We start from the raw sequence: 25,369 nt of genomic DNA, 5'->3' as shown, positions 1-25,369 counted from the left end.
AACTCCGGGTGGCCACCGATGGACCCGCGTGCGTGGTCGTGGGAGCCAGCGCGGCGGGCGTCGCCACCGCGATCGAGCTGCGCGCGAACGGGTTCACCGGCCCGGTCACGCTTGTCGACGCCGACCCGCGACTGCCCTACGAGCGGCCCCCGCTGTCCAAGGGGCTGCTGGGCGCCGCGGCCACGAACGGGACCGACGACCTGGTCCCGATCCGGCCACCGCAGACCTACGTGGATCTCGACATCGAGCTCCGCCTCGGTGAACAGGTCCTCGAGCTGGACCCGGTTCGCCGGCGCGTCCGCACCACGGCTGGCGAACTGCCCGCGGACCACGTGGTGCTGGCCACCGGGGTCTCGGCACGCAAGCTGGATGTGCCCGGGGCGGACGCGGCGAACGTGCTGTACCTGCGGAACGCGGCCGACGCGCGGGCGCTGGCCGACCAACTCGCCCACGGCGGCCCGCTGGTGATCATCGGGGCTGGCTTCATCGGGCTGGAGATGGCCGCGGTGGCCCGGGAGCACGACATCAGCGTGACCGTCGTCGAAGCTGCGCTGCACCCGCTGGCCAGGGTGCTGGGCGGCGAGGCGGCCCAGCTCATGATCGACCTGCACCGCAACCGCGGAGTCGAGTTCCTGCTGGGCGCCACGGTCTCGCGTCTGGAGCACTTGCCCGGCGTCGAGGGCCCTTCCGGGACCGTGGGCGCGGTCTGCCTGGCGGGTGGTCGCCGCATCCCCACGGCGACCGTCGTCGTCGGCGTGGGTGTGGAGCCCAACGTGGAGCTGGCCCGCGCGGCCGGGGCCATCGTGGACGAGCACGGGATCGTGGTGGACGGCTACGGCCGTACGTCCGACCCGTGGATCTTCGCCACCGGGGACGTCGCCAGCCAGCCCCATCCCGAGCTGGTGGCCCCGGGGCGCATCGAGCACTGGGATGTGGCCCTGCGCCACGGCGCCGCCGTCGGCGCGACCATCGCCGGGAACCCCACCCGCTTCGTCGACCCGCCCTACGCCTGGTCCGACCAGTACGGCGGCACGCTGCAGCTGATCGGGCGCGGGCGCCCGTCGGACGAGCTGGTCCTGCGCCGGGACGCCGAGCCGGGTCGCTTCCTCGCATTCTGGGTCCGCGACGGCGCGGTGGGGGCCGTGGCCGCCATGGGCATGGCCCGGGAGATCGGCGCGGTCCGCCGCCTCGTCATCGACCGCGTCCCGGTGGCCGCAGAGGACCTCGCCTCCCCGGAGCTCGACCTGCGCTCGGTGCTGCGCGCCCACCAGAAGCGAGCCAAGGCCCGCCCGGTCGGTCAGGAGATGGCCGGATGACCGGGCCGCAGGACACCAGAGAGGACCCCGCCGTGACCGCGTCCACCCCCCAGCTCTCCACCCCCGAGTCGCTCACCTACGAGTCGACCTACCGGCTGGTCCGCACCGCGGACTACGAGATCCAGATCAATGAGGCCGGTGAGGGCCCCCCGGTCTTCATGATCCACGGCACCGGCCCGGGGGCTACCGGATGGTCGAACTTCGAGCCTAACATCCGGGGACTCTCGTCCTCGTTCCGGTGCATCGCGGTGACCATGCCGGGGTGGGGCGACTCGAGCCCGCAGAGCCGCGAGACCGGCCGGGACCAGGGCCGGGCGATGGTCCAGTTGATGGACACGATGGGCATCGACCGCGCCGCTGTGATCGGGAACTCCATGGGCGGGGCGATCGGCATGGTTCTGGCTACCGAGCACCCCGGCCGCATTTCGCACCTGGTCATGATGGGTTCGGGCGTCTGGGGGCCGAGCGTGCTGTCGCCGGGTGGTCTCTCCGAGGGGCTGCGGGTCATCTTCGAGACCTATGAGGACCCGTCCCCGGAGAACTTCCGCCGCCTGGTCGCGGTCATGTGCCACGACCCGTCCTTCGCCACCGAGGAGCTCGCACAGGAGCGGTCCCGGTCCGCGACGAGCAAGCCGGAGCACCTGAAGAACTGGCTCGAGCTGATGCGATCGGGGGAGGGGACCGTCGGCTTCGCCGAGGCCGGCCAGAAGATCGCCCGGTCGCAAATCCCGACGCTGCTGGTTCACGGCCGCGACGACCGCACCGTGCACTTCGAGGTCAGCCTGCGCGCCAACGGGCTCATCCCGGACTCGCGGCTGGTCATGTTCAACCGGTGCGGGCACTGGGCCCAGCTGGAGCACGCCGCCGAGTTCAACGCCCTGACCGCGCAGTTCCTCGGCCGCGGCTAGGCACCGACCGCACCCGCCACCACCCGGCACGGCCCCGACCCAGCGCCGCCCGACCACCAGCACGACCCACCCCGACAGCACGCCCTGCCCCGGACGCCCGACGGCCCGCGCGTCCCCCCGGCAGACCCCCAGTGAGGAGATGGACGGCAATGTCAGAGCACACCGCCGACGTGCAGACCGTCGAGGCCGCCCCGGCGCCCGAGGCCCGCAGCGGCCGCGGGCTGGTGGTCTTCACCGCCGTGATGACCTTCGCCGCCGGGGCCGTGAGCTACATGCTGGCGCCCCTGCTGCCCGTCCTGCAGCGCGACTACTCCCTCTCCCTCGGTGAGGTGGCGCTGGTCTTCACCCTGATCGTGCTGGGCGGCGGGGTGAGCGTGGTGCTGCTGCCGCGCTCGGCCGACGCCCTGGGCGACCGCGGCGCCGCGGCGCTGGGCACCGGCCTGATGACGGCCGGCACGCTTGTCGCCGGTGCGGTCCAGACCTACCCGGCGCTGCTGGTCGGGGCCTCGCTGATGGGGCTCGGCGCAGCGACCAGCCAGATCGGCGTGGGCATCCTGCGCCGCCACCTCCCGGGCACCTCGGTCCGCACGGCCGTGACGGTGACCCAGGTGGCGCACGCCCTCGGCGGTGGAGCCGGCCTGATCGCGGGCGGCATCGCGCTGAGTTACGTGGACATGCGCGGCTTCTTCTTCTCCGCCGCGGCGATCTACGCCCTGATCGGGGTCTTCGCGATGGTGATGATCCCGCGCAGCCCGCGCAACCCGGACACCCGGTTCGGGGCGGCCGACCTGGTCGGGCTGGTCGTCTGGGTCGTCGCCCTGCTCTACGGGATCAAGCTCGCCTCGTCGTCGGGCTTCCTGCAGCCCCTGTCTATCGTGCTGCTCGTCGTCGGCCTGCTGGGCGGGGCGGCGTGGCTGCGGTTCGAGCGGCGCTCGGCCGCCCCGGTGCTGCACCTGGACCTGCTGCGCTCACCGGTCGTCGCAAAGACCGTCGTGGCTGGCATCTCCATCGGCATGGCCATCCAGGCCGTCACCTTCCTCATCCCGTTCTACGTGCAGCGCTCACCGGACACCGCCGGGTTCGGCTTCGGGTTCACCGTGCTCGACACCGGCCTGGTGCTGCTGCCCTACGCGCTGGCCGCCGCGGTGAGCAGCGTCGTCGCGGGCACCTTCATCTCCCGCGGCCGCCCGCTGTTCATCGCCGGCGTCGGCGCGGCCTGTCACGCGGTCGCCGGGCTGACCCTGGCGCTGAACCTGGCGCACCTGCCGGCCTTCGTGGTCGCGGCGGTCGTCTACGGGATCGGCAGCGGCATGGTCGCGGTCGGGCTGTTCGGGTCGGTGCAGAGCGCGGTCCCGGAGAAGCTCGCCGGGATGGGGACGAGCATGGTGGGCATCGTCCTGACGATCTCCGGCTCGCTCGGCCCCGCCATCTACTCCGCGGTACTGCAGGCTAGCGCGACGGCGGGACCGGCGGCCGGGCCGTCGCCGCGCGGCTTCGTCGTCTGTTTCGTCATCGCCCTCTGCGTGGACCTCGCGGTCGCCCTGCTCTGTGTGCTCCATCGTTACCGCGCCACCCCGGCCACCCCGGCCCCCCGGTCCGCAGTGGCCGCCACCCCTTGAGTCCTCGCGGTGCGTCGCCTCGGCGGCGCACCGCGGGTGTCGTCCCCGACCCGAGACCGACGGCGGACGAGAAAGACCCTGACGCGTGCCCTGACCAATGCATCGTCCCGCGTGCCGCGGGCCGTGCGGAACGAGGATCACTCACATGACAGTCAAGTTGCGACACGGCATCTTCATGGCGCCGTTCCACGCCATGAAGGAGAGCCCGGCGCTGCTGTTCCAGCAGGACCTGGAACTAGTGACGCACCTGGACCGGCTGGGTTTCCAGGAGGCCTGGTTCGGCGAGCACCACTCGGCCGGGCAGGAGACGATCTCCTCGCCGGAGCTGTTCATCGCCGCGGCCGCAGAGCGCACGAGCGACATCCGGCTGGGGACCGGCGTGGTCTCTCTGCCCTACCACCACCCGCTGATGGCGGCGGACCGGATCATCCAGCTCGACCACATGACCCGGGGCCGGGTCATGTTCGGCGTCGGCCCGGGCCTGCTGGCCTCCGACGCGATCATGCTGGGCATCGACCCCGCCGTGCAGCGGGACCGGATGGCCGAGGCGCTCGACATCATCCTGCGGCTCTTCCGCGGCGAGGTGGTCAGCCATAAGTCCGAGTGGTTCGAGCTGTCCGAGGCGCGGCTGCACCTCGCGCCGTACTCCCACCCCCACCCCGAGGTGGTGGTGGCCAGCGCGGTGACCCCGTCCGGCGGGCGCATCGCGGGCAAGTACGGCCTGGGCATGCTATGCGTGGCCGCCGGGGAGAACGCCGGCTTCGACGCGCTGGACGTGAATTGGCGGGTGGCCAACGAGGTCGCGGCCCAGCACGGCCACACCATGGACCCGAGCGGGCTGCGCCTGGTGGTCGGCATGCACATCGCCGAGACCCGGGAGGAGGCGATGCGCCAGGCCCGGCACGGTTTCACCAACCAGATCGACTACCTCAACAACGTGCTGCCGCGGCTTTTCGCCCCGCCCGGGGAGGATCTGATGGACTGGTACGTCGGCACCGGCAGCGCGGTCATCGGCACTCCGGACGACGCCATCGCTCGGATCGAGCAGCTGCTCGGCAAGGTGCCCGACGTCGGCGCCATCCTGCTCAACGCACACAGCTGGGCCAACCCGGAGGACACCAAGCGTTCCTTCGAGCTGTACTCCCGCTACGTCGTCCCGCACTTCGAGGGCTGGAACAAGCCCCGCCAGGAGTCCTACGCCTGGGTCGGGCGCAACCAGGAGGAGTTCGTGCAGAAGCGCAAGTCCGCCGCGCAGGCGGTGTTCGACCGGCACGAGGCCGAGATGGCAGACAAGGGTGCGGGCTCCGCCCGGCCCGACCAGGGGCAAGAATCCACCTTCGGCTGATCCACGGAAACGGAGACCACGATGACCGTGACGCACTCCCGTATCGCCCAGTTCGTGTCCGAGACCGCCACTGATCCGCAGCGGGCGCGGGACGCGCTGTCCGCCGACCTGCACGCCGCGGGTGGACCGCTCGTCGAGCGGGTGTCGCCGACAGAGGTCGACGTCACGTTCGTACACCTCGCAGATGAGGATGACGTCCAGCTGCGGACCGCGCTGCTGAGGACCTCCCCACCGTTGCTGTCCCTGCCAATGGAGACTGTCGCTGACGGGGTTCACGCCCTCACGGTCCGGGCGGCCTCGGACGCGGCCGTCTCCTACTGCTTCCTGTACTCACCCCCGTCGGCGGGGGAGACGATGGCGGAGATGATGGCGCTTTATACCGACCCAGAGGCTGCCCGGCGATTCCAGACCGATTTGGAGGCCTCAAGTCGACTCGACCTCTTCAATCCCGCCGAAATGCAGCGGGACATCGACTTCGGGACCGGCCACGCCCGCGACTCGGTCCTCGTCCTGCCGGACAGCACTTACGACCCGCAGGCCGTCAGCACCACCACGCCCGAGCTCGACGAGCTCGAGCTCGACGGCCGGCGGATCAGCGTCTACCAGCCACGGGGGGCCAGACGTGACGACGTCTTGCCGCTGGTCGTCCTGGTCGACGGAGAGGTCCTACTGCGTGGGGGTTTCGAGCATCGCCTCGACCACGCCATCGAGACTGGGGCGATACCTCCGGTCCGCTGCGTCTTGTGGCACAACAGGACGCTGACCTCGCGGATGCTGGAGATGGCGTGCGACGAGGCGCTGGCCGACGAGCTGGCCGACGGCCTGCTTCCGCTGCTGCAGAAGCGCTATGGGATCCCGGCCGACCGCGCGCAGCGGGTCATCGGCGGGTTCAGTATGGGCGGGCTGGCCGCGGTACACACCGCGTTCACCCGGCCCGATGCCTTCGGCTCGGCGCTGCCGATGTCCGGAGTGCTGTGGTTCACCCCCGACCCCGCCACCGAGGCCGGCGGCTGGCTCACGCGTCAAATCGCGGCGGCGCCCGGCGGCGACACACGCTTCTACCTGACTGTCGGCAGCCTGGAGGACATCCCGGTCAACGCGCCCGGGGTCCCCGAGGGGACGACCTGGGTCACGGCAGTGAGTGATCTGCACGACACGCTGCGGGCCAAGGGGTACGACGTCCGCGGGTTCTCTCAGATCCCATCTGGCCACGAGTTCATCAACACGGTCCAGGCCATCGCGCTGGGTCTCCCGGCCCTGCTGACAACCTCCTGACAGCGGCGGCACTGAACCCGACGGGGTCGCTTCGCCGCGGGCCGAAAGGACGATCATGGGAATACTTCCGCCAACTCTTCATCACGTCGGCCTCGTCATTCGCGACCTTGACGCCATCTCCGCCGGGTACGCCGAGTTGCTCGGCCTGGACACCTGGAACGTCACCGACCTCGGCGAGCTGACCACCGGCGCGCGCGTCCGCGGGGCGCACACGCAGGTGACCGGCCGCCTCGGCGTCGGGGTCGCCCCCTGGGGCGACTCGTTCTGGCTGATCGAGCCGGGCAAGGGGCGCAGCACCTACAAGGACTTCCAGGCCACCAACGGCCACGGCATCCACCATCTCGGCTTCGCGGTCGAGGCGGCCGAGCTGCAGCCCACGGTCGACGCCTTCGACCGGCTCGGCGCCAGCGTGGCGCAGAGCTACGAGGTCACCGGCGTCGGGTCTGTCACCGAGATCGACACCCGGGCGCTGCTGGGCGGCTACTACATCCAGCTGGTGACGCCGAGCGGGCCGGACGCGTTCGTCGTCCCCGAGGGCCGGGCCGTCGACCTGTCCCGCAGCTATGCCCGGCCCGACGGGCTCGGCCCGCTGCCGGTGCCGCGCGGCATCCAGCACTTCGGCGTCGTGGTGCGGGACATGGTCGAGCGGGTCGACGCCCACGGGAACGTGTTCGGCATCTCCGACTGGGTCGTGCAGAACTGGCGCACCGAGCCCGGGTCGCTGGAGTCCCCGACGTTCGAGGGCCGCCCGGTCGACCACGAGTACTTCGCAGCGGCGTCCCCGCTCGACGGCCCGCTGGGCTTCGAGGTGGTCCAGCCGACCCTGGGCCCCTCGGACTACAAGGAGAACTTCCTCAACCTGGTCGGCCAGGGCATCCACCACATGAACCTGGTCGGTCTGGACGACCACGCGCACTGGCTGCGGCTGCGGGACTGGCTGCAGAGCGCCGGGGTCAGCGTGTGCATGAGCGGGGACCTGATGGGCGGGGCCGCCGAGTTCTACTACATCGACACCCGCAAGCGGCTCGGCGGCGTCGTCGTGGAGTGCTTCGGCATGGACCCGAATGCCGACCTGACCCAGATGAAGCAGCGCGGGCCCTACTACCGGATCAGCAAGGAGCCGGCACCCGCCTGAGCGCGGGCACCGGACCGGCGCGGAGGAGACGAGACGATGGCAGCAGTACGGGTCGTGGTGAACATCCACGTCAAACCGGGTGACGAGGACGCCCTCAAGGAGGCGTGGAAGAGCACCTACGAGTGGGCCAACGCGCAGCGCGGCTGCATCCAGTACGAGCTGTTGCAGTCCACGACGACACTCAGCAACTTCGCCATGCTCGAGCACTGGGCCGACGAGGAGGTCTACGAGGAGCACTGGGAGGCCGAGCGCGGCCGAGAGATCCCCTACGCCCACCTGCTCGACTGGGGCGAGCGGCTCACCGGGCGCGACGGTGTGGAGTTCTACGAGCAGAAGTACTACCGCCAGGTCGACGGGCGCTGGCAGCCCGTCGAGGAGGGGTGACCCGGTGGCCGCGTCCACAGTGAGCAGAGAGGAGCAGAACGACGTGACCGTTGCGCTCGCGCCGCCGTCGCCCCGTGATTTCGACCCGACGGCTGACATCTCCCGGATGGCGTTCTGGCGGCAGTCCCACCTGGAGCGGGAGAAGGTGTTCGCCCGGCTGCGCCGGGAGTCCCCGGTGTCGTGGCAGCGGCCCGTGGAGTGGCCGCTGCCGCAGCCCTTCAGCGGCTTCTGGGCGCTCACCCGGCACGCCGACATCACCCGGGTGAGCACGGACAACGAGACCTTCCGTTCGGCGGAGAGCGTCGTGCTCGAGCCGATCCCGTCGGACATCGCCCGGATCAGCGCGTTCTTCATGGCGATGGACGCGCCGGAGCACACCCGGCTGCGGAAGATCATCTCTTCGGCGTTCTCCCCCCGGCAGATCCGCAAGATCACCTCCTCGATCACGGACAACGCCCACGAGATCGTCCGCGTCTTCGCCAAGAAGGGCGAGGTCGACGTGGTGGAGGACCTGTCCCGGCACCTGCCGGAGCGGACGTTCTTCGAGCTGGTCGGCATCCCGGAGTCTGACCGGGAGTACCTCGGGCGGGTCATCCGCACCTTCACCGCCGAGCCCGGGCGCGCCGACAGCGACGAGGACCCGATCCAGCGGCTGCTGCGGGTCAACGGGGAGCTGCGCGAGTACGGCGCCGAGCTGGCCGCGCGCAAGCGGCGCGAGCCGGGTGACGACGTGATCACCACGCTGGCCACGACCGAGACCGACGGCCAGCGCCTGTCCGACGACCAGATGGGGGCCGCCATGGTGCTGCTGGCCGTCGCGGGCAACGACACGACCCGGCAGACGACCTCGCACGCGGTGAAGGCCCTGGCCGAGCACCCCGAGCAGCGGGACTGGCTGCGCGAGGATCTGCCTGGGCGGATCAACGTCGCGGTCGAGGAAATGATCCGCTGGGCCAGCCCGATCGTGCAGTTCGCCCGGGTGGCGGCGCACGACGCGGAGGTCGGCGGGCAGCTGGTCCGGGCCGGGGAGAAGGTCGTGATGATCTACTCGAGCGGCAACCGTGACGAGCACGCCTTCGACGACCCGCACCGGTTCGACGTCGGGCGCTCGCCGAACACACACGTCGGCTTCGGGGGCGGCGGGGTCCACCACTGCCTGGGCTCCCCGGTCGCCCGGGCCCAGCTGCGCGCGCTGTTCACCGAGCTGCTCACCGTGGCGCCGGTGATCGAGGTCGGGGAGCCCGTCTACACCCAGAACACCCTGGTCAACGGGATCACCAGTCTCCCCGCGCGCGTCGTGGGCGGTGGGTGAGGACGAGCCGCGCCGTGGCGGGGGACCGCCTGCGTCACCGCCCCGCCAGGACCCCGGAGCCGTCTCTCGTGCGGCTCCGTCACCCTCTCGGCTCCGTGACGGGCGCAGGTCCTGGAGCCGGCACAGCCTTCGAAGGAGCACACCCATGACGAACGTCCAGGATCCGCGTGTTGTGCCGTTCCTGCACCGGCCCGGCGACCTCTACGTCGGCGGGGAGTGGGTCGCACCGTCCTCGACCGCGCGGATCGAGGTGATCGATCCGACGACCGAGGAGCTGTTCCTCGAGGTCGCCGAGGCCCGGCCCGCCGACATGGGCCGGGCGATCTCGGCGGCGCGAACCGCGTTCGACGACGGGCCGTGGCCGACACTGACCCACGCTGAACGGGCGGGCTACCTGCGTGCGATGGCGGACACGCTGCGCACACGGCTCGACGACGCGAGCGGCATCTGGTCCCGCCAAGCCGGTGTGGTGCATCGTTCCGCCCGGTTCAGCGTGGGCTTTGTCCCCGAGGCCTACGAGTTCTATGCCGGAATGGCCGACTCGTTCCCGTTCAGCGAACCGGCCCAGCCCGGCGGTGGCGGCGCGTACGGCCTCCTGGTGCGCGAGCCCGTCGGTGTCGTCGGCGCCATCGTCCCGTGGAACGCGCCGCTGACCCTGATGGCCTACAAGCTCGCGCCGGCCTTGATCGCGGGATGCACAGTGGTCCTCAAGGCGGCCCCCGAGGCGCCGGGTGAGGCCCTCCTGATGGCGGAGATTGCTGAGGCGGTGAATCTGCCGCCCGGTGTGCTGAACGTGGTGACGGCCGACCGGGAGGTCTCCGAGCTGCTGGTGACCGACCCGCGGGTGGACAAGATCGCCTTTACCGGGTCCACCGCCGCCGGCCGGCGGATTGCCGCGCTGTGCGGGGACCGGATCGCGCGGTACACCCTGGAGTTGGGCGGCAAGTCGCCGGCGGTGGTCCTCGACGACGTGGACCTAGAACAGACCGCACGGACCTTGGCCCGCGCGGAGTGCTTCCTGTCTGGCCAGGTCTGTTCCTCGCTCACCCGGGTGATCGTCAGTCGGCACCGACACGACGCGCTGGTCGAGGCACTGGCCGCCGAGTTCTCCGGTGTTCGGGTCGGCGACCCCTTCGACGAGGCGACGGAGATGGGTCCGCTCGTCTCGCGCCGGCAGCGGGACCGGGTGCTCGGCTACGTCGAGCGGGGCAAGCAGGAGGGCGCGACCCTTGCCGCGGGCGGTGGGCGGCCGTCCCATCTCGATCGCGGCTGGTTCGTCGAGCCGACGGTGTTCGCCAACGTGGACAACTCCTCGATCATCGCCCGGGAGGAGATCTTCGGGCCCGTGCTCACAGTGATTCCCGTCGAGGGCGAAGAAGAGGCAATCCGAACTGCCAACGATTCAATATTTGGCCTCAATGCGTCGGTGTTCACCGACGACGTGGATCATGCGCTGTCCGTTGCTCGCCGCCTCCGGTCCGGAACGGTGGGCCACAACGAGTTCCGGAACGATCACGGGATCGGGTTCGGTGGTTTCAAGCAGTCTGGTACCGGGCGTGAGGGCGGCGCGGACGGACTGCTTCCGTATCTGGAGTCAAAGACCATCATTCTGAATGCCGTGCCGTCGGACCATTCCTGACGCAAGCCTGGGGTCGTTAGGCGAGGCGTGCATCGGCGGGGCCGGCGCTCCTTCTGTGTCGACGCGGTCGGATGTGCGGCGAAGCTAGCATGAAGAATAAGATTGCCGAGCGCGGGAATCGGATCTGCGGCCTATTTGGGAGAATCATTGAACGCGGTGGTGATTGAAGCTGGTTGGGGGCTGGGTCGTGTCGTTGCGCGTGCTCTTCTGGGTGACGGTTGCACCGTTGTCCTCGCCGGGCCTCATCTCGACTCATTGAGCGAGACGGCCGACGGGCACGCCAGGGCGATTGTCGTACCCGCAGATGTGTCGGACCCGGCTGAGGTTGACGAGCTGTTCGCATCCGTTCCCGGTCGCCTGGATCTGCTAGTCAATAGTATGGGTCAGTTCGGCCCGACAGGCACTCCTGATGAGATCTCGGTAGATGACTGGAAGACGACCGTGTCCGCTAATCTCACTAATGCATTTATTTGCGCTCGCGCAGCCTTCGCCGCAATGCGGAGGCAGCGTCCTCAGGGTGGCAGGATCGTCAACATTGGTTCAATTTCGGCTCACGTTCCTAGGCCGGAGAGCATTGCGTACACCGCTGCGAAGCATGCAATCACCGGACTGACGAGATCGTTGTCCCTGGATGGTCGACCGTTCAATATTGCCTGCGGCCAGATCGACGTCGGAAATGCCACTCGACACCAGACTGCCGGGGTTAGGATTAGAGCTCAGCAGGCGGATGGCAGTGTTCGATCCGAACCGACATTTGATGCTGTGTATGTCGGCGCCGCTATTCGGTTCATGGCATCGTTGCCTCTCGACGCCAATGCTCAGTTTCTCACTTTGGCCGCTACTACGATGCCGTACGTGGGTCGCGGGTGAAGCGCCCAGACCGGTGAGACGTCTCGTGCAGCATTGATCCGTCGTGGCGGGTCGTGAAGAGTCGTCGTGAGGACCGTTCTACTCGGTCGCCACGTCATTCGTGTGGAGTATTCGTTCGCCGTCGCCCGGTCATTCGATTCCTGGACGGCGTATTTTCGACACGATCGGATGGTGAGGCGAGAGTCGGGAGCGACTGGAGCGCTTTCGCGGGAAGAAACGCTCGCCCCACTCAGGGCATTGATTCATGCCACCCCAGCTCATGACACCACTCGTGACGCGAAACCCCGTTCAACCCTGTTCCTGAGGGGCCTGTAGAGGGATGTCGCGGGGATGTTGTCGCAGGCGGGAGACTTGTGAGGGGAGTTGTGCTCGCTTTACACCCGAGCGGTCGCAGGTTCGAACCCTGCCGCGCCCACCCTCCTCAGCCTGCGGATTGTTGGGTCCGGCGCTCTCGTACCTCGCGTGTCGTGACCCCATTTCTGACCCGAAACGGTCCTAGCGTCGCCGCATGACTTCCTCTCGAGCAGGACGCAAGCGGATCCGGGGCAGTATCGACAGGCTGCCGAACGGCGGGCTCCGCGTACGCGTGAACGCCGGCTACGACGCTGTCACCGGGCGCCGGCATCGCCTGACGGAGATCATTCCGCCGGGCCCCGACGCAGTTGCCCAGGCCGAGGCCGCGCGCACCCGGAGCAATCGCCGCGCGCGTGGCCGGGCAGACTTCGTCCGCGGCTGCCCTCTCGGACCCCCGCTCAGGGGATCGGCGGTTGCAGAGCCGAGGTCGGCTCCTGTGGTCAGCGGATGACCCAGTGCGTGCGCCAGGCGTCGGGGTCCTCGGTGAGCTTCTCGATCTCCGGCGGCACGCCGCCCGCCGCGAGCTGGGCGATCGTCACACCCTCGAGAACCGTCCGGATGTTGACCCGCAACGCGACCCACACCAGTTGCAGCGCGGCGGCGGAGGAGTTGTAGGTCGCGTCTTCGGGGCAGCCGCCGCGGATCTCGGTCAGTGGGCCATCGATGGCGCGCAGGACGTGGGCGACCTGGATCTCCTCGGCGGGCCGGCGAAGGCGGTAGCCGCCGTCGCCCCCGCGCTGGCTCGACACGAAGCCCGTCTTGCGCAGGTCGCCGAGGATCGCCTCGAGGAACTTGTGGGGCACCTCCTGCGCCGCGGCGATGGCCTCGGACCGCAGTGGCGCCCCGTCGGTGGCTTGGGCCAGCTCGATGAGCGCGCGCAGGGCGTAGTCGGCCTTGGCGGAGATTCGCACCTATTGTGCCTCCCGTCACACTCGAACGAGCAGGATTGATCCCTATCGACTTTATAGGGAAACTGGGGAACATGCGACAGCGTGCCGCCACCGACACGAGCAGCCCTCTGCTCGTCGTGCGCCGGCACGTCGATCATGGTCGCACGTCCAGCGCCATCTGTTGCTGAGACTCACCACTCGCCGCTGACCCGGAGTCGTGGCCGTGGTGCCCGGGCCGCCGTCGTCCTCGACGGAGCCGCTGTGCTCGTTTCCTGAACCTCCTGCGCCGCCCTGTGTCGTCGAGTGAGCCACTCGTCGGTGCACGTCGCTGTGCCTCTCGAACAGGTGACCCATGACCACCTTCGCTCCGCCCACCGGGCTCCCCTTCACCTCCTACCTCTACGTCCCGGCGTTCGAAGCCGGCTCCTCGGCGGGACACGCCGCCGCGGGCGCCGTCGTGCTCGATCTGGAGCACCTCACCCCGGCCGAGCACAAGGAGCTCGGGCGCCGCAACGCCTCGTCCTATCTGGACGCAGCCACCGGGCCGGTGCTGGTGCGGGTCAACCATCCGTCCACCGGACTCCTGGAACAGGACCTCGACGCGATCGTCCGGCCCGGCCTGCGGGCGATCCGGCTGCCGAAGTCCGAGCACCCGGATGAGGTCCGCTACATCGCGTCGCTCGTCGAGCGTCTCCGTGCAGAGCGTGGGCTGGTCGACACGATCGGCCTGCAGGTCATGGTCGAGACCGCCCGTGGCGTCGAGGCGATCGCGGCGCTGGCGCGGGCCACGCACACGGTGTGGTCGGTGGGACTGGGGGAGGGGGATCTTTCCGCGGACCTCGGCACGCGGGAGGACGAGGGGCTCGCGTTGTCCCGCAGCAGCGTCGTTCTCGCCGCGCGTTCGGCCGGCCTGCCGGCTCCGGTGCAGGTCACCTATGGCGGTCCGGTCGAGGGTCTGCGGGCCTCGACCGAGCGCGGCCGGCGACTCGGGTTCGGTAGCCGAACCGTTCTCGATCCCGCCTTCGCCGCGACCGTCGACGAGATCTATTCCTCCGCGGTCCACCGATGATGTCCCGCCAGATCGACCCGAGCGAGATCCGCCCGACCACCCCCACCCGAGAGGACACCCCCGCCATGACCACGAGACGCCGCCGGACCTTGCGGACCGGCACCGCTGCCGGTGCGCTCCTGCTCGCACTTGCGGCCTGCGGCGGACCCGGTCAGGCCGGGCAGGCTGCCGGGCCTCCGGTCGACGGCGGGCAGCTGACCTACGCGCTGTCGGTCTTCCCGAAGTGCGTGGATCCGGCCCTGCAGGCGCGCGGGCTCTCGGCTCCCCAGCAGTTCGTCGAGACCCTGACGGACCAGGATCGCAAGACGGGTGAGGTGGTGCCCCGGCTGGCGCAGTCGTGGGAGATCTCTCCGGATGCCCGCAGCATCACCTTCCACCTGCGGCAGGGCGTGACCTTCAGCGACGGGACGCCGCTGACGGCGGAGGTCGTCAAGACGAACATCGATACCCTCAAGACCCTCGCCGGGCAGGCAAAGACGGACACCCCGCTCATCAGCGCGCTCAATTCGTACAAGGGCACCACGGTGCTCGACGCGGCGACGTTCCGGGTGGACTTCGGTGACCCGGAGCTGGGCTTCCTGCGCTATGTCAGCGACCCGTATTTCGGGATCTACTCCGCGTCCACCGTGGCCTCGAGCTATGACGCGCGGTGCGCGGGGACGTCGCTGGTCGGCACCGGCCCGTACGTGATCGACAGCGTGGTGAAGAACCAGAAGATCGAGCTGAGCAAGCGGGCCGACTACAACTGGGCCCCTGCCGGCGTCACCGGGCACACCGGGGCCGCGCACCTCGACAAGATCGTGTTCCAGGTCGTCCCGGAGTCCGGCGTGCGCGTCGGCGGCCTGCTCTCCGGCCAGTTCGACGTGGCGGACGACATCCCGGTCACCGACCAGGACTCGGTCACCGCGGGCGGGAACCAGCTGGTCACCGGCCAGGTGCCGAACCTCGTCCCCGGCCTGCGCCAGAACCCCTTCAGCCCGCTCGGCGGCGACGCGGTGGTCCGTGAGGCGCTGCAGAAGAGCATCGACCGCACGGAAATCCGGGACACGCTCTACAACGACAACTACGCCCTGCCCACCAGCGTGATCTCGAAGATCACCCCGTACTACGCCGACCAGTCCGCGCTGCTGACCTACGACCCGGACGTGGCGAAGGCCCTGCTCACCGGCGCGGGATGGACGACCGGTGCGGACGGGATCTGGCAGAAGGACGGGCTCCGGCTCGCCCCGCGCGTCATCTACGTCTCCGGCACGGTCCAGGGCGCGACCCAGCAGGAGCTGGAGCTGATCCAGCAGCAGCTCAAGAAGGTCGGTATCGACCTGCAGCTCAAGCCGGGCACGCAGTCCGAGTACGACGCGGTCTACAACGACAAGAAGAACGCCTCGTACGACTTCCTCACCGGATCCGGCCCGGCCAAGGACATCGACTTCCTCTCGGGCCTGTTCAGCAAGACCAACCCGGCTCTCGGCGGCGCCGACCAGCCGGAGCTGCAGGCGGCCTCGGACCGGCTGAACCTCGCGTCGACCGAGGCCGAGCGCCGGTCCGCCGCGTCCGACCTGCAGAAGCTGATCATCGGCAAGGGCTACTGGCTGCCGATCCGGGAGCAGACCAAGGCGGTCGGGGTCCGGTCGGGGGTGCAGGGCGTCGCGATCGACCCGTACGGCGCGACGGTGCTGTACGACGCGTGGAAGAAGGACGCGTCGTGACGGCGTCCGGCCCGGCTGCCCGCCGGGCCGCGGCGCTCCGCCGCGGTGGCTACGGCCGCTACCTGGCGCGCCGGGCGGCGCAGGGGGTGTTCGTGCTGTGGGCGGCCTTCACGCTGTCGTTCGTCGTGCTCTACCTGCTGCCGGGCGACCCGGTGTCGATCATGCTGAACGCGACCGGGGACGGGGTCGGGGTCGATCCCGGCGCGGTGGCCGCGCTGCGGGCCGAGCACCATCTGGACTCCTCGCTGGTGGTGCAGTACCTCTATGCCCTCGCGGACGCGGTGTGCGGCGACTTCGGCAGCTCCATCCCGACCGGTGAGCCGGTCACCCGGGCGATCGCGGAGGCACTGCCGCAGACCCTGGCGCTCACCGCGGTGTCGTTCACCCTGGCGGTGCTGGCCGGTGGGGGACTGGCGCTGCTCTCCACCTCGGTGCGGTGGCGGCCGCTGCGGCGGGTCCTGCTCTCTCTGCCGCCGCTCGGCGTCTCGGTGCCCACCTTCTGGATCGGGCTGATCCTGTTGCAGCTGTTCTCCTTCCGGGCGCAGCTGTTCCCGGCGACCGGCAACGCGGGGTTCTCGGCGCTGGTGTTGCCGGCGATCACTCTCGCCGTCCCGACGGGCGCGGTGTTCGCGCAGGTGCTGGCGAAGAACCTGGCGGCGGCTTGGCGCTCGCCGTTCGTGGAGACCGCGCGGGCGAAGGGCCTGAGCCGAACTCACATCCAGCTGCGGCACGCGTTGCGTAACGGCTCGATCCCCGTCCTGACGATCATCGGCATCACGGTCGGGCAGATGCTCGCCGGCGCCGTCGTCGTCGAGACGGTGTTCTCCCGCAACGGGATCGGCCGGCTCACGGAGGAGAGCGTGGCCGCTCAGGACATCCCGGTGATCCAGGGCCTGGTCGTGCTGTCCGCGCTGGTGTTCGTGCTGGTCAACCTGGCCGTCGATGCGGTGTACCCGCTCGTCGACCCCCGGATCGGGCGGCTCGAGCGCCGCCGTGCACCCCAGGAGGCCCTCGCATGACGGCCGTCGAGCTGTTGCCGGACACCGCCACCAGTGTCGTCGCCGATCCGCGCGGCTCCCACGGGCCCGTGCGGAGGGGCGGCGCCCTGCGCGCGGCGGTGCGCAGGCCGGGGCTGGTGCTGGCGGTCCTGGTGCTGCTGCTGGTGCTGGGCTGGGCGTTCTTTCCGGAGTGGTTCACCTCCCGGGACCCGTTCACGGGTGTGCCGCGGGACAAGCTGACCGCCCCGGGCGCCGAGTACTGGTTCGGGACCGACCATCTGGGCCGGGACCTGTACACGCGGGTCGTCTACGGGGCTGCGCTGTCGCTCAAGGCGACCGCGATCGCCGTCGCGGTGGGGTTCGTGGCCGGAACGCTGATCGGGCTGGTGTCCGGCTTCGTCGGCGGCCGGTTCGACGGCGTCGTCATGCGGCTGGTCGACGTCCTGCTGTCGATCCCGGGCCTGCTCCTCTCGCTCGCCGTCGTCACCGCGCTCGGGTTCGGCACCGTCAACGTCGCGATCGCCGTCGGGGTGGCGTCGGTGGCGAGCTTCGCCCGGGTCATGCGCGCGGACGTGTTCCGTGCCCGCACCGAGGTCTTCGTCGAGGCGGCCACGGTGAGCGGGGTGAGCAGACCGGAGATCCTGCTGCGCCACGTGCTCCCGCACGCGCTGGGCTCCGTCCTGGTCCTGGCCGCACTGGAATTCGGGGGGGCGATCCTCGCGGTGTCCGCACTGAGCTTCCTCGGGTTCGGCGCACCGCCGCCGCAGCCGGAGTGGGGGGCGCTGGTCAGCGAGGGCCGCAACTACCTGGCGTCCGCCTGGTGGCTGACCACCCTGCCCGGCTTCGTCGTGGCCGCCTCGGTGCTGGCGGCCAACCGGATCAGCCGGGCACTGGACCGGGACGGAGGTGACTTCCGGTGAGCCTGTTGGAGATCACGGACCTGCGCATCGCCTATGGGGACCGGCCCGCGGTCGAAGGAGTCGCCCTGACTGTGGCGCCCGGTGAGATCGTCGCGCTGGTGGGGGAGTCCGGCTCCGGCAAGTCGACGACGGCGCACGCCGTCATCGGCCTGCTGCCGGGCAGTGCCGCGGTCACAGGGAGCGTGCGCTTCGCGGGCGAGGAGCTCGTCGGGTTACGGGACAAGGAGCTGGAGGCGGTGCGCGGCAGGCGGATCGGGTTCGTCCCGCAGGATCCCGGGGTCTCGCTGAACCCGGTGAAGCGGATCGGCGAGCAGATCGCCGAGACCCTGCGCGCCCACGGGCTCGCGGACCGCAAGGGCGCCGCCGAGGAGGCGCTGAAGGTCCTGGAACGGGCCGGGCTGCCCGACCCCGAGCTGCGGGCGCGGCAGTACCCGCACCAGCTCTCGGGCGGGATGAAGCAGCGCGTGCTGATCGGCATCGCCCTGTCCTGCGGCCCCGAGCTGATCATCGCGGACGAGCCGACGAGCGCCCTGGACGTGACCGTGCAGCGGCGGATCCTCGACCACCTCGAGGAGCGGGCCCGCACCACCGGCACCGCCGTCCTGCTGATCACTCACGATCTCGCCGTCGCGGCGGACCGCGCGGACCGGGTCGTCGTGCTGCGTCACGGACGGGTGGTCGAACAGGGGCCGGCCTCGGCGGTGCTGACCGAGCCGCGCGAGGACTACACGAAGGCGCTGATCGCCGCCGCGCCGACGCTCACGTCCGACCGGCTCAAGACGACGGACCCCGCCGGCGTGCCCGTGCTGCGGGTGGAGGGTTTGCGGAAGGACTTCGGGAGCACGCTCGCAGTGGACGACGTGTCGTTCGCCGTCCGCGCGGGGGAGACGTACGGTCTGATCGGCGAGTCCGGCTCCGGGAAGTCCACGATCGCGCGGCTCGTGCTGCGTCTGGAGGACCCCACGGCCGGCCGGATCACTGTCGTGGACGAGGACGTCACGGCGTTGCGGGGGAAGGCGCTGCGCGGCTTCCGGCGCCGGGTCCAGCTCGTCTACCAGAACCCGTACTCGTCGCTGGATCCGCGCTTCACTGTGGAGCAGGCGGTGGCGCAGCCCGCGAAGGCGTTCGCGGTGGGGGACACCGCCTCCCGGCGCCGCTCGGTCGCGGAGCTCCTGGACCGGGTGGCCCTATCGGCGGACACGATCGACCGGCGTGCAGGCGAGCTGTCCGGCGGGCAGCGCCAGCGGGTCGCGATCGCACGGGCGCTGATCCTGGAACCGGAGATCGTGGTGCTCGACGAGCCGGTGTCCGCACTGGACGTGTCCGTCCAGGACCAGATCCTGCGGCTGCTGGTGGATCTGCAGGCCGAGCGAGGCCTCGCGTACCTGTTCATCTCGCACGACTTCGCGGTCGTCCGGCAGGTGGCGGACACCGTCGGTGTGCTGCAGGCGGGCCGGCTCGTCGAGCAGGGCCCCGCCGAGGAGGTCCTGCGCGAGCCGGAGCACCCGTTCACGCGAGAGCTGCTGGCCGCGGTACCCGGCCGGGAGGTGCGGGTATGAGCTTCGTGGCGCGGGCGGAGGCACTCGTCGCGGAGCTGGCCGAACGCGCGGCGAAGGACTGGGAGCGCACCTACGTCCCGGAGAACACCGCGGCGGTCCGGACGGCCGAGCTGCCGCTGCTCATCGTCCCCGAGGTGTGGGGCGGCCCGGGCGGGACGATCACGGAGGCGTCCGCGGTCGTGCGGGCGGTGGCCCGCGGGGACGCCTCGACCGCGCTGATCCTGGCGATGCACTACATCCAGTCCGCCAAGCTCTTCGCCGGAGCCGATCCCCGGGTGGAGCCGGTTGCGAAGGCGATCCTCGCGGACTCGTCCCTGCTCAGCGGCACCGCGAGCGAGCAGCGCAGCGGACCGCCGAGCCGAGGGGGGCGCATCGACAGCGTGGGCCGCGCCGTGCCCGGCGGCTGGGAGCTGTCGGGCCGCAAGCGGTACGTGACCGGCAGCCTCGCACTGGGCCACCTCGTCGTCGCCGCCCACGTGGGCGACGAGCAGGGCGGACTCGGGCAGTTCCTCGTCCCGTTGCCGGCCGAGGGCGTGCGGATCGAGGAGAACTGGCAGGTCGCGGGCCTGCGCGGCTCGGCGAGCAACGACGTCGTGTTCGACGCGGTCGCGCTCCCGCCGGAGGCTCTCCTCGGCCGGGCCGAGATCGGCGCGGTGGCCCCGAAGGACCCGGTGTTTGCGCTCTGGTGGCCCCTGCTGCTGGCATCGGTGCACCTCGGGATCGGGGAGGCGGCTCGGGCGGAGGCGTTCGCCTTCGCCCGGAACCCCCGCAACGACGGAGAGGAGGGCGTGCTCGCCGACCTGCCCCGCATCCGGGAGCGGGCGGCCCGCATCGAGCTGGAGATCCACCGGGCCCGGCTGCTGCTCCGCGACGCCCTCGACCGAGCCGGGGAATCACTGACCCCGGCCCAGGCCGCGGCGGTGAAACTGACCGTCCACCAGCACGCCACGGACGCCGCCGACCACGCCGGCCGGCTGATCGGCGCCGCCTCGATCTGGCTGGACCACCCCGTGCAGCGGCACCTGCGCGACCTGCGGGTCGCCCTGCACAACCCGCCCGCCGAGGACGTCGTGCTCGCCGACCTCGGCCGCGACCTGCTGGAGGAGTGACATGCACCTGAACCTCAACCTGCGGGCCCGCGGCTTCCACCGCGCCGCCTGGCGGCACCCGGACGCCCGGCCCGAGGCGATCACCGACGTCGGGTTCGTGACCGAGCTCGTCCGTGAGTGCGAGGCGGCGGCGTTCGACGCGGTGTTCCTCGCCGACACCCCCGTGCTCCGCGAGCCGCCGCTGTCCCAACCGTTGGAACCGTTCTCCCTGCTGGCGGCGGTGGCCGCGGGGACCTCCCGGATCGGGCTGATCGGCACGGTGTCCGCGACCTACACCGAGCCCGGCGAGGCCGCGGCGCGGCTAGCGTCGCTCGACCTGCTCTCCGGCGGGCGGCTGGGCGTCAACGTCGTGACCAACGCCGGCGACGAGGTGGCCCGCAACTTCGGCTCCGATGCCCACCCCGAGCACGCCGACCGCTACGCCAACGCGGCCCGCTTCCTCGACCACCTCCAGCGCACCTGGGCCGGCGGCCGCCGGTCGCCCCAGGGCGAGCCGGTGATCGTGCAGGCGGGCGCCTCGGACCGCGGCCGGGACCTGGCGGGCCGCTACGCCGAGGCGGTCTACACCGGATCATCCACGGTGGACGACGGCGTCGCCTTCCGGACCGACGTCCTGGGCCGGGCCGAGCGGGCCGGGCGCCCGGCGGGCAGCGTGAAGATCCTGCCCGGGCTGATCCCGTACGTCGGGCGGACCGAGCGCGAGGCCCGCGACCTGGAGGCCGAGCTCGAGGCCCTGGCCGTGCGCGGCGTCGATCCCGTGGTGCGCCTGGGCGAGCTGCTCGGGCTCGATCTCGCGCCCTACGATCCCGACGGCCCGGTCCCGCTCGACGCCGTGCCCACGGTGGCCGAGTACCGCGGCGCGGTCAGCCGCTTCGTCCGGCTCCGCACGATCGTCGAGCGCGAGCGGCCCACGATCCGGGCACTGGCCGAGCGCGCCGAACGCAGTATGAACAACGTCCACTGGACGGTCGCCGGCACCGGCACGCAGATTGCCGACCAGCTCGAACACTGGTGGCGGGCGGGCGCTGCGGACGGGTTCAACCTCCTGGTCCCACTGCACCCGGCCGGCCTCACGGCCTTCACCGAACAGGTCGTGCCCGAGCTGCGGCGCCGCGGCCTGGTCCGCGACCGCTACACCACCTCGACCCTGCGCGGGCATCTCGGACTCCGGGTCCCGCAGCCGGTCCCGGCCTGAGGAGAGATCCATGTACCTCGAAGTCGTCCCCGTCGGGACGGAGACCCTCCCCGACCTCGTCGCCTACGCCCGCGTCGCCGAGGACGCCGGCCTCGACGCAGTCGGTTTCCCGCTCGGCGGGGCCCTCGAGCCGACCACGGTGCTGTCCGCGCTCGCCGTCACCACGAGCCGGGTCGGGCTGGTCGCGGACGTCAGCCCGGCCTATGCGGCGCCCTACAACGTGGCCCGCTACCTCGCCGCGCTCGACCACCTCTCGCGCGGCCGGGCCGGGTGGCGGCTCGTCGCCACCGACCCCGCGGCACTCGCGGACCTGCACGGGGTGGAGCCGCCCGCGGCCGAGCGCCGGGCGCGGCGCGCCGCGGAGTACGCCGAGCTGCTCCCGCGCCTGTGGGACAGCTGGGACGACGATGCGATCCCGGCCGACAAGGAGCGCGGAGTCTACGTGGACGAGGCGAAGATCCGGGAGACCCGCTGGGAGGGAACGGAGTTCCGTGTCCACGGCCCGCTCAGCACCCCGCGGTCTCCTCAGGGCCATCCCGTCCTGTCCGTCGAGGTCGCCGACGCCCCTTCGCGGGCGCTCGCGGCGGAGCACGCGGAGATCGTGACGATCGGGGCCGACCTGAGCCGTGCTGCGGACATCCTCGCGGGGCTCGGTGGGCGCGCGTCGCTCGCGCTCCTCGCGCTGCCCACGGGCATCCGCCCGACAGCCGCGCTGGCCGTCGAGGCCGAGCGGGCGGGGTTCGGCGGGTTCCGCCTCGAGCTCGACCGGCCCGCGTTTGACCGGCTCGTCGGAGAGACCCTGCCGGTCCTCGGCGACCGCTCCGTTCCCGCCGGGCGCACGTTCCGGGAGCGGCTGGGCCTGCCCCGGCCCGCCGACCGATCGCACGAGGGGGTCGCCGCGTGATGCACCTCAACCTCAACCTGCGCGAGGTGGGCTTCCACCGCGCCGGGTGGCGGCACCCGTCGTCCACACCAGACCGGATCCTCGACGCGGACTACTTCGCCGACATCGCGCAGACCGCGGAGCGCGGGCTGTTCGACGCGGTCTTCCTCGCCGACAGCCCGGTGGTGTTCGGCAACCGGGAACCGCTCGTCCAGTCCCTCGAGCCGCTCACCCAGCTCAGCGCGCTCGCCGCCCGGACCTCGCACATCGGGCTGATCGGGACGGTGACCACCACCTACCACGAGCCCTACGAGGTCGCGGAGCGCTTCGCCTCGCTGGACCAGCTCTCCGGCGGCCGGGCCGGGATCAACGTCGTGACCTCCGCCGGAGACGCCATCGCCCGCAACTTCGGCCACGACTCCCACCCGCAGCCCGAGCAGCGCTACGAACGGGCCTCGGAGTTCGTCGACACCCTCTACGCCCTGTGGGCGGGGGACCGGTTCACCAACAGTCGCTTCTCGGTGGACGCCCCGTCGCCCTGGCACCCGTCCCCGCAGGGCCGGCCCGTGATCGTGCAGGCCGGTGCCTCGCCGTCCGGGCGACACATGGCCGCCACCCACGCCGAAGCCGTCTACACTGGCTCGTCGACGATCCCGAACGGCATCGAGTTCCTCCGCGACGTCAAGGCCCGGGCGGTCGCGCTCGGCCGCTCGCCGGACTCGATCAAGATCCTCCCCGGGATCGTCCCCTACATCGGCGCCACCGAGGCCGAGGGCAAGGCCCTCGAAGCCGAGCTCGAGGAGCTCGCCCGCCGCGAGCAGGACCCGATTGCCCGGCTCGGCGTCGAGCTCGGGGCGGACCTCTCCGGGTTCGACCCGGACCGCCCGCTGCCGTTCGACGAGCTGCCCGAGCGCAAGGCCGGCACCAGCCGGACCATCCGGCTCCGCACCTGGACCGAGCAGGAGAACCTCTCCCTGCGCCAGCTCGCCGAGGTCCTCGTCCGCAGCCTCGGTGTCATCCACTGGACCGTCGCCGGCACCGGCGAGCAGATCGCCGACGAGCTGGAGGCCTGGTACCGCGCCGGTGCCGCCGACGGCTTCAACGTCCTCGTGCCGCTGCACCCCCGCGGCGTCCGCGACTTCGTCGACCAGGTCGTCCCGGTGCTCCAGCGCCGCGGCCTGTTCCGCACCGAGTACGAGGGCGCCACCCTGCGCGACCACCTCGGACTCGCGAACCCCGCCCTCGCCCGCACCGCCTGAAGGAGACCACCATGGCCCTCGACGCCCGCGCCACCCTGCTCAGCCCCGCCGAAGCCGCCGCCCTCGTCGACCGTGGCGAGGCCTACTTGATCGACATCCGCGGGGACGCCTCCCGCGACGAGCACGGGTCCGTCCCGGACGCCACCGTCGTCGACCGCACGAAGCTCGACCGCACTTTCGGCCACGAATCCGCCGAACGGCTGCCCGTCACCAGCGACCCGGAGATGCGGGTGATCGTCTTCTGCACCTCCGAGCGCGGCTCGGGCCCGATCGCCGAACGCATCGCCCGCCTCGGGTACCCGAACGTCTCCCACATCGACGGCGGGTTCACCGCTTGGAAGTCCGCCGCGCTCCCGACGGACCGGCGATGACCCTCGCGCGCACCCGGACCTTGGCAGACCTGAAGGCTGTCGCGCCGGCGGTGCTGGCCAGGATCGCTCAGGGGGCCGCGGAGCGCGAGGCCACCCGGACCATGCCCCACGCCCAGGTCCGGGAGTTCGCCGCCGCGGGCCTCGGGACCTGGCGGGTACCGGCCGCGGACGGCGGCCCGGACGCCGGCATGGTCGACGTGATCCGGTTCCTGATCGACCTGGCCGAGGCCGATCCCAATGTGACGCAGGGGGTCCGCTCACACCTCGCCTTCGTCGAGCGGCTCCGGCGGCTGCCCGACCCCGAGCTGCGGGACCGGTGGTTCCCTAGGGTGCTCGCCGGCGACCTCGTCGGTGCCGCGGGCGGCGAGCTCGGGGCCCCGCAGGGTGTGATGCGCAGCCGGATCTTCCGGCGCGACGGCATCTGGCGGGTCACCGGCGACAAGTTCTACTCGACCGGGACCCTGTTCTCGGAATGGGTGGCGGTCACAGCGCTCGACGAGAACGGCGAGCACGTCTCCGCCGTCGTCCCGACCGACCGTCCGGGCGTCGAGCTGGTCGACGACTGGGACGGGATCGGGCAACGGCTGACCGCGAGCGGATCGACGCTGTTCCGGGACGTAGAGATCCTCCCCGACGAGTTCCTGCCCTCGCACAAGACCGAGGGCACGAGACCACCGATCTCCCCGTTCTTCCAGCTGTTCCTCGCCTCGGTCCAGGTCGGCATCGCCCGCAACGCAGTCGCGGACGCCGTCGGCTACGCGCAGCGCAAGGCCCGGCCCATCAAGCACTCCGGGGTCGCGTCGTCGCTGGAGGATCCGTACGTGCGGCATGCGGTGGGGGACATGGCCGCCCGCACCTACGGCGCCGAAGCCGCGGTCCTCCGCGCGGCCGAGGCGATCGCCGCCACGGACGGCGTACCTGGCCACGAGGACCAGGACCTGGTCCGCACGGCGAGTCTGGAGGTGTCCCAGGCCCACCTGGTGGCCACCGAGGCCGCGCTCGCAGTGTCGCAGGCCTTGTTCGAAGTGGGCGGCGCCTCCACCGCCCAGCGCGTCCACAACCTCGACCGCCACTGGCGCAACTCCCGCACCGTCGCCAACCACAACCCGCGAGCCCACAAGGCCGCTGTGGTCGGAGCCTGGCTACTCTCGGGTGAAGAGCCCCCCACGACGGGGTTCTTCTGACCGACGTTCGATGACGAGCACGGTCATGCGGTCCGCGGACTCCGGTGCTGTCCGGTGCGCGGATGGCGG

At 71.1% G+C, this 25,369-nt stretch carries 22 protein-coding genes; 21 read left to right on the top strand and 1 reads right to left on the bottom strand.

Going from position 1 to position 25,369, the window contains the following annotated elements; all coding sequences use genetic code 11:
* The first annotated feature begins 8 nt into the window (after positions 1-8).
* From ABD324_RS17840 to ABD324_RS17795, 10 genes are all read left to right on the top strand, one after another.
* Complete coding sequence (locus ABD324_RS17840; protein WP_344418047.1) at positions 9-1,316, top strand: NAD(P)/FAD-dependent oxidoreductase; 1,308 nt, start codon at positions 9-11, stop codon at positions 1,314-1,316.
* Positions 1,317-1,348: 32 nt separating this feature from the next.
* Positions 1,349-2,224 (top strand): alpha/beta fold hydrolase, encoded by an 876-nt coding sequence (locus ABD324_RS17835; protein WP_344418045.1) that lies wholly within the window; start codon positions 1,349-1,351, stop codon positions 2,222-2,224.
* Between the two features lie 149 nt (positions 2,225-2,373).
* Positions 2,374-3,843: an MFS transporter gene (locus ABD324_RS17830; protein WP_344418043.1), complete on the top strand. Its 1,470-nt coding sequence runs from the start codon at positions 2,374-2,376 to the stop codon at positions 3,841-3,843.
* Between the two features lie 145 nt (positions 3,844-3,988).
* Positions 3,989-5,188, top strand: coding sequence for an LLM class flavin-dependent oxidoreductase (locus ABD324_RS17825; protein ID WP_344418041.1), 1,200 nt, complete (start codon positions 3,989-3,991; stop codon positions 5,186-5,188).
* A gap of 21 nt (positions 5,189-5,209) precedes the next feature.
* Positions 5,210-6,463, top strand: a complete 1,254-nt coding sequence (locus tag ABD324_RS17820; RefSeq protein ID WP_344418039.1) for an alpha/beta hydrolase — start codon at positions 5,210-5,212, stop codon at positions 6,461-6,463.
* A gap of 55 nt (positions 6,464-6,518) precedes the next feature.
* A complete protein-coding gene (locus ABD324_RS17815) occupies positions 6,519-7,598 on the top strand; it encodes a VOC family protein (protein WP_344418037.1) in 1,080 nt (359 codons plus the stop codon).
* 36 nt (positions 7,599-7,634) lie between these two features.
* Positions 7,635-7,982, top strand: coding sequence for a putative quinol monooxygenase (locus tag ABD324_RS17810; RefSeq protein ID WP_344418035.1), 348 nt, complete (start codon positions 7,635-7,637; stop codon positions 7,980-7,982).
* Positions 7,983-8,025: 43 nt separating this feature from the next.
* On the top strand, positions 8,026-9,294 hold the full coding sequence (locus ABD324_RS17805) for a cytochrome P450 (protein ID WP_344418033.1): 1,269 nt from the start codon (positions 8,026-8,028) through the stop codon (positions 9,292-9,294).
* 145 nt (positions 9,295-9,439) lie between these two features.
* Positions 9,440-10,933 carry an aldehyde dehydrogenase gene (locus tag ABD324_RS17800; protein ID WP_344418031.1) on the top strand — a complete coding sequence of 498 codons (1,494 nt, stop codon included), beginning with the start codon at positions 9,440-9,442 and terminating at the stop codon, positions 10,931-10,933.
* Between the two features lie 156 nt (positions 10,934-11,089).
* Positions 11,090-11,803, top strand: a complete 714-nt coding sequence (locus tag ABD324_RS17795) for an SDR family oxidoreductase (protein WP_344418289.1) — start codon at positions 11,090-11,092, stop codon at positions 11,801-11,803.
* A gap of 794 nt (positions 11,804-12,597) precedes the next feature.
* On the opposite strand, the gene ABD324_RS17790 is transcribed toward ABD324_RS17795, so the two are convergent.
* Positions 12,598-13,068: an RrF2 family transcriptional regulator gene (locus tag ABD324_RS17790; RefSeq protein WP_344418029.1), complete on the bottom strand. Its 471-nt coding sequence runs from the start codon at positions 13,066-13,068 to the stop codon at positions 12,598-12,600.
* A gap of 331 nt (positions 13,069-13,399) precedes the next feature.
* Between ABD324_RS17790 and ABD324_RS17785 the strand changes: the two genes are divergently transcribed.
* The 11 genes from ABD324_RS17785 to ABD324_RS17735 all read left to right on the top strand — a co-directional run bounded on the left by ABD324_RS17785 (position 13,400) and on the right by ABD324_RS17735 (position 25,300).
* Positions 13,400-14,116 carry an HpcH/HpaI aldolase/citrate lyase family protein gene (locus ABD324_RS17785; RefSeq protein WP_344418027.1) on the top strand — a complete coding sequence of 239 codons (717 nt, stop codon included), beginning with the start codon at positions 13,400-13,402 and terminating at the stop codon, positions 14,114-14,116.
* 65 nt (positions 14,117-14,181) lie between these two features.
* A complete protein-coding gene (locus tag ABD324_RS17780) occupies positions 14,182-15,822 on the top strand; it encodes an ABC transporter substrate-binding protein (RefSeq protein WP_344418025.1) in 1,641 nt (546 codons plus the stop codon).
* A complete protein-coding gene (locus ABD324_RS17775; RefSeq protein ID WP_344418023.1) occupies positions 15,819-16,841 on the top strand; it encodes an ABC transporter permease in 1,023 nt (340 codons plus the stop codon). Before ABD324_RS17780 ends, ABD324_RS17775 begins: the two co-directional genes overlap by 4 nt.
* Complete coding sequence (locus ABD324_RS17770) at positions 16,838-17,740, top strand: ABC transporter permease (protein ID WP_344418021.1); 903 nt, start codon at positions 16,838-16,840, stop codon at positions 17,738-17,740. The genes ABD324_RS17775 and ABD324_RS17770 overlap by 4 nt, the downstream gene beginning before the upstream one ends.
* Entirely contained in the window at positions 17,737-19,299 is a 1,563-nt protein-coding gene (locus ABD324_RS17765) for a dipeptide ABC transporter ATP-binding protein (RefSeq protein WP_344418019.1), read from the top strand. The genes ABD324_RS17770 and ABD324_RS17765 overlap by 4 nt, the downstream gene beginning before the upstream one ends.
* Positions 19,296-20,408 carry an acyl-CoA dehydrogenase family protein gene (locus tag ABD324_RS17760; RefSeq protein WP_344418017.1) on the top strand — a complete coding sequence of 371 codons (1,113 nt, stop codon included), beginning with the start codon at positions 19,296-19,298 and terminating at the stop codon, positions 20,406-20,408. Before ABD324_RS17765 ends, ABD324_RS17760 begins: the two co-directional genes overlap by 4 nt.
* Before the next feature lies 1 nt (position 20,409).
* The gene (locus ABD324_RS17755) at positions 20,410-21,603 is read left to right on the top strand and encodes an LLM class flavin-dependent oxidoreductase (protein WP_344418015.1); all 1,194 of its coding nucleotides are present in this window, start codon (positions 20,410-20,412) and stop codon (positions 21,601-21,603) included.
* 10 nt (positions 21,604-21,613) lie between these two features.
* The gene (locus ABD324_RS17750; RefSeq protein WP_344418013.1) at positions 21,614-22,507 is read left to right on the top strand and encodes an LLM class flavin-dependent oxidoreductase; all 894 of its coding nucleotides are present in this window, start codon (positions 21,614-21,616) and stop codon (positions 22,505-22,507) included.
* Complete coding sequence (locus tag ABD324_RS17745) at positions 22,507-23,745, top strand: LLM class flavin-dependent oxidoreductase (RefSeq protein ID WP_344418287.1); 1,239 nt, start codon at positions 22,507-22,509, stop codon at positions 23,743-23,745. Before ABD324_RS17750 ends, ABD324_RS17745 begins: the two co-directional genes overlap by 1 nt.
* An 11-nt stretch (positions 23,746-23,756) precedes the next feature.
* The gene (locus ABD324_RS17740; protein WP_344418011.1) at positions 23,757-24,116 is read left to right on the top strand and encodes a rhodanese-like domain-containing protein; all 360 of its coding nucleotides are present in this window, start codon (positions 23,757-23,759) and stop codon (positions 24,114-24,116) included.
* Positions 24,113-25,300, top strand: a complete 1,188-nt coding sequence (locus ABD324_RS17735; protein ID WP_344418009.1) for an acyl-CoA dehydrogenase family protein — start codon at positions 24,113-24,115, stop codon at positions 25,298-25,300. The genes ABD324_RS17740 and ABD324_RS17735 overlap by 4 nt, the downstream gene beginning before the upstream one ends.
* The last annotated feature ends 69 nt before the right edge of the window (positions 25,301-25,369 follow it).

Origin of the sequence: Pseudonocardia ailaonensis (assembly GCF_039531635.1) — a bacterium.
Lineage (GTDB): Bacteria > Actinomycetota > Actinomycetes > Mycobacteriales > Pseudonocardiaceae > Pseudonocardia > Pseudonocardia ailaonensis.
This window is presented reverse-complemented; position numbering and strand designations above follow the sequence as displayed.